This window comes from Pseudomonas carassii (genome assembly GCF_036324045.1).
GTDB lineage: Bacteria > Pseudomonadota > Gammaproteobacteria > Pseudomonadales > Pseudomonadaceae > Aquipseudomonas > Aquipseudomonas peradeniyensis.
The window spans coordinates 101,227-112,479 of sequence record NZ_JAZDCT010000002.1; the positions used below are offsets into that span (position 1 = coordinate 101,227).

At 63.7% G+C, this 11,253-nt stretch carries 4 protein-coding genes; 2 read left to right on the plus strand and 2 right to left on the minus strand.

The window, feature by feature from the left end; translation table 11 throughout:
• The first annotated feature begins 195 nt into the window (after positions 1–195).
• Positions 196–2,874 carry a hypothetical protein gene (locus V0R62_RS01935; protein ID WP_330102488.1) on the plus strand — a complete coding sequence of 893 codons (2,679 nt, stop codon included), beginning with the start codon at positions 196–198 and terminating at the stop codon, positions 2,872–2,874.
• A gap of 89 nt (positions 2,875–2,963) precedes the next feature.
• On the opposite strand, the gene V0R62_RS01940 is transcribed toward V0R62_RS01935, so the two are convergent.
• Positions 2,964–4,052, minus strand: coding sequence for a 3-deoxy-7-phosphoheptulonate synthase (locus tag V0R62_RS01940; protein WP_330102489.1), 1,089 nt, complete (start codon positions 4,050–4,052; stop codon positions 2,964–2,966).
• Positions 4,053–4,101: 49 nt separating this feature from the next.
• The gene (locus V0R62_RS01945) at positions 4,102–4,245 is read right to left on the minus strand and encodes a hypothetical protein (protein WP_186735709.1); all 144 of its coding nucleotides are present in this window, start codon (positions 4,243–4,245) and stop codon (positions 4,102–4,104) included.
• 691 nt (positions 4,246–4,936) lie between these two features.
• Between V0R62_RS01945 and mnxG the strand changes: the two genes are divergently transcribed.
• Positions 4,937–10,783, plus strand: a complete 5,847-nt coding sequence (gene mnxG / locus V0R62_RS01950; protein WP_330102490.1) for a manganese-oxidizing multicopper oxidase MnxG — start codon at positions 4,937–4,939, stop codon at positions 10,781–10,783.
• Positions 10,784–11,253: the final 470 nt, after the last annotated feature.

Genomic DNA, 11,253 nt, shown 5'->3' on the forward strand with positions numbered 1-11,253 from the left:
TACTGCTCCTTGGGATCGAAAAAGGCTAGCCTAGCGCACTTGTGCCGTACACGTCTCGCCAGCCGTGTCGCGTAGCAGCAATCAGCGCGCGCGCAACACTGGGTTACCTGCCATTTCTGCCAGTTGTTGGCATCCTGCCCCAGCTCTTATCGTGGCTCAGCCATGTCAATGCGCAGTCGCGCAAGGGAGCTAACCATGTCAACCCCCAATAACTCACTCGACAATGCCGATATCGTGCTGGATGACTCGGACGGAACCGAGGAGATAAAGGCCGAGCTGTCGAGTTTTGCCGCACTGCTCAAGAAAAAGTACCCGAATGATGCAGCGTCATCGCATCCGCGGCCAATGATCCATGGGGCAGTAAATGGTATTTCCACCGCAGATCAGGGCATCAGCAAAAAACTGCTCAATGAAAATGCCGACGGCTTGCAGGTGATCATCCCGGTGTATCCGGGCATGAAGAAGGGTGATCGGGTCCTCCTGCTGTGGGGGACGTCGGTGGTTCAGAGTAAGACGGTCGCTGACGCCGAAGTCGGTAACTATCTGAGCCTGCGTGTACCAGCTGATCAGGTGCACAAGGGCGCGAGTCGGTTGTATTACTATGTGAACCCAGGCCCTTCCAACATGGAGCACTCGCTCGAAACGACCACACTTCTGCACACCGGGCAGCCAGGCGTGCAGGGTGACAAAGGTGTCGATGAGGAGCTTGCCTTCCCCGTGGTCGAACTACCAGCCTCGAAGGTCGTCGGTAGCGCCGAAGCGAAGGCAAAGGTCAGGGTGCATATCCCGCCTTACCTGAACAAGCGCCACCTCGACTGCATTACGCTCTTCTGGGGCGATCAGGTTGTAGAGTTCGTGGTCAATGTCATTGAAGAAGTGGACAAGTACACACCGGTCGTGATCGAGGTGGACGAGAGTGTCATCAAGGCGGCGGGTGACAGCTCGAAATTGCCAGTCTATTACTTTGTGACCGATGAGGTCGGCAACGAATCCGAATGGTCGAAAGATGCGTTTGTCACCGTCAAGTTGCAGCCGTCCGAACCGCCCGAGGCGCCGGTGGTGCTGGATCGTGACGGCAACGTGAATACCTCCGGTGAAATCGACCTGGGTGACCTCGGCGCGGATCATGTCGTGATCCGGGTGACGGGGCAGTTCAAGGCCAAGGACAGTATCGTGTTGAACTGGAGCGGCACGACCGATGCGGGCCAGACGATCCCTATCAGCTACGGCCCCCAGGTCCTCGACAAGGACAGCACGACGCTGACCTTCAATGCCCCGCTGGATGTCCTGAGCGCACTGGCGGGCGGCAGCACACGCCTGACTTACACGCTGACCCGCGATGGCGTATCCACCCAGTCGGAAGCGGCGTTCATCAATATCAAGGGCGCTCCTGTCGACTTGCCGGCACCGGTTCTTGGCGTGGACAAGAACCTGGATTACTGGATCGGTGTCGATCACACGTACGTCCATGCATTGGTAGCCATCGAGGCTGCGTTGTTTGAGGAGGACGAGGTCATACTCGAGTGGGTCGGCACCGCGTCAGACGGCAGTGTGAAGACATTGAGCAGCAAAATGGTTCGAGTGACCAAGAATCGAGTGGGCAAGGTCCTGGCCATTCGCCTGAAAGGTTCGGAGTTCCTCAAGCCGTTCGATGGCGGTTGGATCGACGTCCGCTACAGGATCACACGGGGCAAGCAGAAACTGAAATCCGAAGTGGCCCGCTACTATGTCGGCGAACCGGCAGAAACACTGGCGCCACCTTTCACCGAGCCCGAATTGGCGAAGAACATCCTGGATCCAGCCCTGCCGGCCTATGAGTACGACATGCAAGTGTTCGTGCCGGAGTCGTCCGCGCAACCAACACCTTGCACGATCACGCTGTACTGGGAAACATCCGAAGGTGGCTACTACGAGGATGAGCAGGTTCTGGAGGAAGGGGATGAGGTGAGCCCATTCCTGGTGCCAGCGGACAACCTTCAACCCAAGGGTGACAAGCCGGTTCAGGTGTGGGTCTACTACAGGATCGACTGGGAGGAGAAACCGGCAAGGGTCTCCGAGGACTTTGTCTTCTGGATCGTGACGGCTGACATCCTGAAGAAAATGTATCCGCCACTGAACATCCCATCCGCCAGCAACGGAAAACTGAACTTGGGTGCCATCGGGGCCAGCGGTCTTGTACTGGAGGTGCCGCACTATGAAGGCATGGCCGTGGGTGACAAGATCACGATCAAGCTGGGTAATGCAACCGTGAAGGAACACATGGTCACGGCACTCGGCAAACAGGAGATTACCCTGAAACCGGCGGAGTTGTCCAAACTGGACGGGCTGTCCAAAGCGGTGTTGACCTACGAAATTGAACGCCATCCGTCGGGTGAAAAAGCTAACGGGCAGTCTCTCGACTTGACGTTGGAAGGGAAGCTGCAGGTTTACCCCACAGTCGAGAAGTTTGAAACAATAACACGTGGTTCTCTGAGAATTGGTCACCCCCTAGATTATCCAGCTCTATGGGTAACCCTGAACAAGGGAACATCTTCAATTGTATTCAGCAACGGCTGGCCGCCCACGCAAGGTGGCCTTGTATATGTGCACTCCCATGCCATGGTCTTTTTCGAGTTGAAGGGGCTGGCTAAAAGAGTTTCGTTCGATATCGCAGACTCTAGCAGGGTGCCTAGTAGCGTTCAGTTCTACGGTGCCGATGGAAAACTTATTAGCACGGTATCAACGCTTGCATTTTCGAATGCGCCAGCTAAGGGGTATACGATTTATTCAAAGAGGTTTAGTTTTGTCACGCCAGGCGCAGCAATCAAGAAGTTCCTGTTTGTCGACGGCGGAGGTGATACCTTCATTGACAATGTTGAGTATGAGCCTGCATGAAGAGTTGAAGTGTTTTCTGATATTCCCCACCTGCCGCAGCTTCTCTGCGGCAGGTGTTTTCATTTGTACATGATGGGATTCAACCAGCTTCATTCTGAAACAGAATTTGCGACTGCGTACAAGCGCTCACTCGCCTGACGCAGCAGTGTTTGCGTCGACTCCCACCCCAGGCATCCATCGGTGATCGACACGCCGTACTTGAGCGCGCCCTTGCCCAGAGCCTGACATCCGTCGAACAGGTGACCCTCGAGCATCACCCCGATCAGCGACCGGTCGCCGGCCAGGCGCTGGCTCAGCACATCCTCGAACACCGCCGGCTGACGAGCCGGGTCCTTGCCGCTGTTGGCGTGGCTGCAGTCGACCATGATCCGTGGCGCCAGCCCGACCTTGGCCAAGCCCTGGCGGGCCAGGGCGACGCTCTGGGCGTCGTAGTTCGGGCCCTGATGCCCGCCACGCAGTACCAGGTGAGTATCGGGGTTGCCCAGGGTCTCGATGATCGCCGGGTGGCCCTGGGCGTCCATGCCGAAGTGGCGGTGCGGGTGGGCGGCGCTGCGCATGGCGTCGCAGGCGATGCCGATACCGCCGTCGGTGCCGTTCTTGAAGCCGACCGGCAGCTCGAGGCCGCTGACCATCTCGCGGTGGATCTGCGACTCGGTGGTGCGCGCGCCGATGGCGGCCCAGCCCAGCAGGTCGTCGAAGTAGCCGGCGGCCATCGGCTGCAGCAGCTCGGTGGCGATCGGCAGGCCGCGTTCGAGCATGCCCAGCATCAGGCCGCGGGACAGGGCAAGACCGGCATGCATGTCGTCGCTGCCATCGAGGTGCGGATCGTAGGCCAGGCCTTTCCAGCCTACGGTTGTGCGCGGTTTTTCCACGTAGGCGCGCATCACCAGCAGCAGCTTGTCGTCGACTTCGCGGCTGAGTGCGGCCAGGCGGTCGGCGTATTCAAGGGCCGAACGCGGGTCATGGATCGAGCAGGGGCCGACCACCACCAGCAGACGTTCGTCGCGGCCTTCGAGGATGGCGCGGATCGCCTGGCGATGAGCGTGGACTTGCTGGGTGAGTTCGCTGGACAGCGGCATCTGCTGCTTGAGCAGGTGCGGGCTGGGCAGGCGCTGGCTGACGGTGGTGTTGGCAGCGTGCGGTTGGGTCAGGGGCAGGGCGAGGTTCGAGGCTTGCATGGCGTTTTTTCCCTGGGCGGACGGCGGGTTCTGGCCCGCGTCGTCGGCCCTATCGAGGTGTTCGACTGATCGTCAAATGGGGTGTCTGTGCGGCATTGCCACCGGAAATCGACCGAACGGAGGCGGCAGGCTGGCCCGAACGGAACTGGCTAAATCGCCATGCGAAGGTGCGGTAATAGGTGGTGTAGTTCATGTCGCTGTCCTCAAGGTAATCGGTATGTTTCGTAGGTCCGGAAAAGCAAAACCCCCGGTCGGGGAGCCGACCGGGGGTTTGAGTATTCTCATGTTCGGCGGCCCCTCGAAGGTGGGCGCCGGATGGGTCATCGGCGCCTAGTGGCTAAACCAATACCCAAAATAAAAGCTGGCAACGGCGTTACGACCGGCAACAGCCAGCACGCGGTGCGCGGAGCGACCGGTGTGGTTGGCGTGGTTGCAGGTTTGTTTCGACATGTTGCTCTCCAGTGATTGGGACCGAGCTTACTGCACCTTTGCGCGTGTGTTCAATCACTAAATGCTATCGATTCGATAGCGTGGGAGCAGCGCACCGGCGCTCCACACAGGTACTACGCCAACCTGTAGGAGCGGCCTTGTGCCGCGAAAGGGCCGCAAAGCGGCCCTGGCGATTGATGAGTCAACGCTGTAACCCTGGGGCCGCTACGCAGCCCTTTCGCGGCACAAGGCCGCTCCTACAGAGATCACGTCAGTTTAGAGAACTCAGCAAGACAGTTGCTCCCACGCGGTTCCAGCAAAGCCCCCCAATTAAGGGTGAAAGCGCCCAGCTCATCCTTTCTATTTCTATCAAGTGCTTGATAAACAACAACTAAATTCATGGCATAAGCCTTGCTCACCTCCCCGCAGTATCCCTGTGTCCCTGGAGGTGCCCCATGTCGACCCCTCGCAAAGGCCCGGTCCTGTCCACCTTCCTGCTGGCCCTGCTGGGCTGGCAGGTCTCCAGCGAGGCCGCGGTGCAGTGCCAGCGCACGCTGGTGGCCAACGTGGTGGCGCTGGATCAGCCACTGATGTTCAACCGCCTCGGCGCGCAGAATGCCAACGGCATGATGTACGCCCTGCGCCAGGATGTGGTGGACGAGCACCGGGTGCCCTTGAGCAAGGGCGGCGCCGCGGTACCGGGCAAGGTCACCCTGCGGCCGGACAAACGCCCGCGGCCGATCGTGCTGCGGGTGGCCGCCGGTGACTGCCTGACGGTCAACCTGACCAACCTGCTGGCCTACCAGGCCAACCCCAACAAGCACGGCATCGACCACGACGAAACCGAAGTCGAAGGCGAGGAGGAAGAGGGCGCCGAGATCGAGAACGAAGGCGACGAACACTTCGTTGCCGACGAGCAGGTCACCGACCGTCATGTCGGCTTCCAGGTCAATGGCCTGCAGGCGGTCAACAGCATCGGCGATATCGCCGCCAACACCGGGCGCAACGGCAACTTCCTGGTTGCCCCGGGCGGCACCCGCAGCTACACCCTGTACGCCGAGCGCGAAGGGGCGTTCGCCGTCACCAGCCAGGGCGCCACCTTTGGCGGCCAGGGCGGCGCCGGCAACGTCGCCAACGGTCTGTTCGGCCAGGTGGTGGTGGTGCCCAAGGCCGGGCGTACCTACCGCAATACCCTGACCGAGGAAGAGATGCGCCTGGCCACTACGGGGCGCACGGCCACCGGCCAACCGGTGATCGACTACCAGGCCCGCTATCCCAACGTCGAGCCGTGGATCGCCGAGGGCAAGGCCGGCAAGCCGATCATCGCCATGCTCGACGGCAACGAGATCCTCAGCAGCGAGACCGACGCCATCGTCATGGGCCCCAATCCCGACGGCAGCTTCCCGGCCAGCACCTACCCGCTGGAAAGTGTCGGCAAGCGCAATCCGGCGCTGCCCAACCGGCTGGAAGCCTTCCGCGACTTCGCCTCGCAGTTCGCCGACGAGGTGGCCGCCACCCAGGCCTTCCCAGCCTATTGGGCCGACCCGGTCATGGGCCATGTACTCGAGCCGACCCGTGACTCGTTCATGATCAACTACGGCTCCGGCGGCATGGGCGCCGAGGTGGTGGCCAACCGCCTGGGGGTGGGGCCGATGCACGACTGCCTGTCGTGCGCCTACGAGGAGTTCTTCCTCAGCGCCCACACCGTGGGCGATATCGGCACCCTGGTGGATATCCCGGCCAACGTCGGGCTGGAGAACATCCGCCCTGGCCAGACGCCGCCGACCAGCGCCACCGGGGTCAAGGCGACCATGGCCCTGTACCCGGCCGAGCCTGCCAACGTGCACCACAGCTACATCGGCGACTTCACCAAGTTCCGCAATACCCACAACGGCCACGAGCAGCACATCTTCCACCTGCACGGGCACCAGTGGCTGTTCAACCCTAACGACGACAACTCCGACTATATCGACGCCCAGGGTATCGGCCCGGGGGTGGGCTACACCTACGAGATCGCCAACGGCGGTTCGGGCAACCGCAACCGGGTGGCGGGGGACGCCATTTATCACTGCCACTTCTACCCGCACTTCGCCCAGGGCATGTGGGCCATGTGGCGGGTGCACGACGTGTTCGAGCCGGGCACTCGGTTGGAGGTCAGCGGCGAGGGAGCGAACGGCTTCCACAGCACGCCGTTCGCCCTGCGCAATGGCAAGCCGGCCCAGGGCGCCCGGGCGCTGCCGGACGGCGAGATCATCGCCGGCACGCCGATCCCGGCCATCGTGCCGTTGCCGGGCAAGGCCATGGCGCCGATGCCGGGCAAGGTCACCGTGGTGCCCAAGCTGTCCGAGACCCTGGTCGCCGGTCATGAGGATGAAGAAGAGGAGGAGGGCGACGACCATCCGGACACGCCAGCCACCCCGCGCGCCGTCGGCTCCCTGGCCCTGGTCGACCGCAGCGAGACCAATCGCAACGCCGACGGCAGCCTGAAGAACCCTGGCTACCCGTTCTGGATCGGCGGCATGGAAAGCAGCGTCGGCCAGCGTCCGCCGACCCCGCCACTGGACATGCTCGACCCGGCCATGGCCCGTCAGCTCAAGGACAGCGGCAAGGCGCTGTGGGCCAACCTCGACCCCAACCAGGTCGACGGCTGGGACGGTGGCCTCGGTCGCCACGCGCTGGACGGCGTATCGGCCGGCGGCGAGGCGGTGACCACCACCACCAAGCTGGATTTCTCCAAGGTGGTGCACAAGGCCAAGCCGATCTACCTGCCCGAGGAGGGCACCGAGGTCGAACAGGCCGCCATGCAGTTCCACGCCAAGGCCGAGCACCCGAGCTTTGCCCTGATCCCCGGCAGCGCACCGGTGGCCAAGGCCTTCCGCACCAACGGCGCCCTGCCCACGGCGGGGGCGCCGTTCTACGAACCCTGCATGGACGACCGTGGCAAACGCCTGACCCAGACCTCGGGCGTCGGCGAGTTCTTCAGTGGCGAAAACCTCACCGGCATGAGTTTCCGCGGTTCGTCCACCTTCACCGCCGACCGCCCGCGCATCTACAAGGCCGCCAACATCCAGTTCGACGCGGTGTACAACAAGGTCGGCTACCACTTCCCGCAGGCGCGCATCCTCGCACTCTGGGAGGACGCCTGGCCGGTGATCACCAAGCAGCGCCCGCCGGAGCCGCTGGTGATGCGCATGAACACCTTCGACTGCACCCAGTACGTGCACACCAACCTGATCCCGTCGTTCTACGAGATGGACGACTATCAAGTGCGCACGCCGACCGACGTGATCGGCCAGCATATCCACCTGCCCAAGTGGGACCTGACCGCCGCCGACGGCTCGGCCAACGGCTGGAACTACGAGGACGGCATCCTCTCGCCCGGTAGTGTGGTCGAGCGCGTGCATGCCATCCGCAGCTTCAACAACTGCACCGAGGGCGACACCCGCGACGGCACCGCCGCGTGCCCGAAAGCCAAACAGCATCCGTACTTCGGGCGCTTCGGCCGGGCCGACTGGCTCGGCGCGCGCACTGCCATGCAACGCTGGTTCGCCGACCCGCTGGTGAACGTGCACAACGTCGACCGTGGCCTGGGCACCATCTTCACCCATGACCACCTTGGCCCATCGACCCACCAGCAACTGGGGCTGTACGCGACCGTGCTGGCCGAGCCCGCCGGTTCCACCTGGTACCACGCCGAGACCGGCGAGCAGCTGTACAACCCGGCCACCCGCCAGGACGGCGGCCCGACCTCGTGGCAGGCGGTGATCCAGACCGGCGACCATGACGGCGACGGCAAAAACGACAGTTACCGCGAGTTCTTCCTCGAGTACAGCGACTTCCAGCATGCCTACGAGGCCGGTGTGTATGTGGGCGCCGGCCCCAACGGCATACCTGATGGCCAGGCTTACCCGGCCACCGCCGACAGCTTCCGCTACGCGATCAACCCGCCGGTGCGGCAGAAAGCCTCGACGCTGCTCGAGTCGGTAGTCGAGTCCCGTGGCGGGCTGAGCCCAGGCTGTCCGACCCGGCCGTGCCCGCAGGCGATCTCGGTGGATGACCCGGGCATGTTCGTCGTCAACTACCGCAACGAGCCGTTGGCCCTGCGCGTGTTCGACCCGAACAAGGTCGGCCCGGACGGCAAGCGCGGCATGCAGGCCGACGGCCTGGGCGGCGACCTGGCCTATGCCATGCAGAGCCGCACCGACCGCGCCATCCCGGCGATGAACCTGGCGCCTTCGGCGATCACCCAGGCCACCGGCCCCACCGGCGGCACCACGCTGTTCCCGCCCCACGTCAACAAGGGCAGCGAGCCGGGCGACCCGTTCACCCCGTTGCTGCGCACCTATTCCGGCGACAACGTGCGCCTGCGCATGCACGCTGGTGGCCACGAGGAGGAGCACAACGTCACCCTGCACGGCGTGAAGTGGCTGCAGAACGGCTCGGGCTTCGGCAACAGCTCCAACTCGGGGTGGAAGTCGTCGCAGATGGTAGGCATCTCCGAGCAGCTCGGGTTCATGGCGCCGGTGTCGATGATCTCGAGCTCCGCCGCCACCAACGGCGACTACCTGTACTCGTTGGACGCCGCGCTGGAAGGCTACTGGAACGGCATCTGGGGCATCATGCGCAACTACACCGCCCAGCGCGCCGACCTGTTCGCCCTGCCGAACAACCCGCAACCGGTGGCCATGCGCAACACCGTCAATTTCGACGGCATCTGCCCGAAAACCACGGCCAACGCCAATGGCATTGGCACCCGGCCGACGGTCAAGCGCAGCTACGAGATTGTCGCGGCCCTGGCCAACGACATCCTCGAGAATCGCCACGGGGTCAGCATCAGCGATCCGGCCGGTATTGGCCAGCACGTGGGCGGCGCGCTCAAGGCCAATGGCGGCACCCTGGTGTTCAACAGCCGCAAGGTCGATATCCCCATGGCCACGGTCACCGACGAGGAGGACGGCGCGACCTTCACCGTCGGTGGCCACAGCTCGCCGTTGCACGACCCGACCGCGGTGCTCTACGTGCGCAAGGCCGACCTCGATACGGGCACTGGCAAGCTCAAGGCAGGCGTGCCGGTCGAGCCCCTGGTACTGCGTGCCAATGCCGGCGACTGCATCAGCATCACCCTGGAGAACCGCCTGCCGCTGATGATGCCGGATCTGCCCAGCACCGCGGTGATGCAGAACGTGGTCAAGCGCGACCGGGCCGGCGGCGAGGGCTCCACGGCGTTCAACAATAACCTGATGCGCCCGTCCAGCCACGTCGGCCTGCATGCGCAGCTGCTGGCCTACGACATCACCAAGTCGGACGGCGTCAACGTCGGCCTCAACCCGGTGCAGACCGTGCCGCCGCGCGCCGGCGGCAGCGGCGCCTACCCGAGCCGGGTGTACCAGTACTATGCCGGGCACCTGGAGCGTGAAGGCAAGCCGGTGCTGCAACTGGGCCGCACGGTGGACAACATCAACACCACGGCCATCGAGTTCGGCGGCCTCAACCTGACCCCGGCGGATGTCATCAAGCAGCCGCAGAAGGGCCTGGTGGGCGCCATGAGCGTGCTGCCGCAAAGCGCGACCTGGACCGAGGACAACGCCAGCCGCGCCCAGGCTACGGTGAAGGTCAGCGGCCAGCCCGACTACCGCGACTTCATCACTGTGTGGCAGCGCTCGCTGAACATGCGCTGGGCCGATGGCCGGCCAGTGGAGGGCATCGCCACCGAGGGTAATGGCGTGCCGGGTGATCCGAAGGACAACGGCAACATGGCGATGAACTACAAGACCGAGCCGCTGTGGCTGCGCTTCGGCCTGGCGCCGGACGCACCGTTCGGCCATGCCGACGGCTTCGGCTTCGCCGATGTGCCGAACGCCCACATGGCCTACAGCAACGCCCTGGTCGGCGGCGACCCGCAGACCCCGGTGCTCTGGGCCAAGCCGGGTCAACCTGCGCGCAGCCATGTGCTGATGCCCAGCGGCGGTAGCCGCGGCATCACCTACCAGCTCGACGGACACCTGTGGCCACTGCACAACTACCAGGCCGAGAAGAACGATGTGAACGGCTACCCCATGGGCCTGCCGGGCATCGGTTCGGTGCGCTACGGCTACAACCCGATGGCGATGTACGTGGGCGCGCAGGAAAGCGTGCTGCCGGCGGCGCACTTCAGCTTCATGCTGCCCAGCGCCGGGGGCGCCAACGCGGTGCCGGGGGACTACCTGTTCCGCGACTATGCCGCGTACGGCAATGCCTCGGGGCTGTGGGGGATCCTGCGGGTGACCAACGAGGCGCCGCCGGCCGTGGCGCCGGCGCAGTGAGAAGCGCCTGGTACGGGCTGATGACGTCAGGAGGAGTACATGCCTACTCCTCCTGACGTCATTCAACAACGAGAAAACATTTCTTTTTGTTGCCTTGGCGCCAATCCTCGTGGTTATCATCCGCCAGCGCCCAAGGCCAGGAGCCCGGCGCCAATGGATTGCCGCTGACCCACAGGTCACCGGCACCGCAGCCGAAGGGACCACCCAGGCTCAACGCTCGTGGCCCTTCCACGCCCCCCATAAGGATGGTGAGGTTTCAATTGGTCACGCAGTTTGGAATCGTCGATATGACGGGCCGTGCGCCCGTAGTCGCTGCTCTTCCCAGCACGTGCGCTGCCGCCCGGCCGCACGGCGTCCCGCCCACCACTCCCGCACGCAACGGTGTAGCGCTCGGCCCCTGATCGCCGACGCATGACCGCCCCGGCCCGATGGCCGGGCCCGACAGGCAGGACGCCCGTCGTCCTGCACGT

Bases quoted from the DNA above. Each gene is read 5' to 3' on its own strand.
- V0R62_RS01935 (WP_330102488.1), top strand. From the start codon at position 196: ATGTCAACCCCCAATAACTCACTCGACAATGCCGATATCGTGCTGGAT.
- V0R62_RS01940 (WP_330102489.1), bottom strand. From the start codon at position 4,052: ATGCAAGCCTCGAACCTCGCCCTGCCCCTGACCCAACCGCACGCTGCC.
- V0R62_RS01945 (WP_186735709.1), bottom strand. From the start codon at position 4,245: ATGAACTACACCACCTATTACCGCACCTTCGCATGGCGATTTAGCCAG.
- mnxG (WP_330102490.1), top strand. From the start codon at position 4,937: ATGTCGACCCCTCGCAAAGGCCCGGTCCTGTCCACCTTCCTGCTGGCC.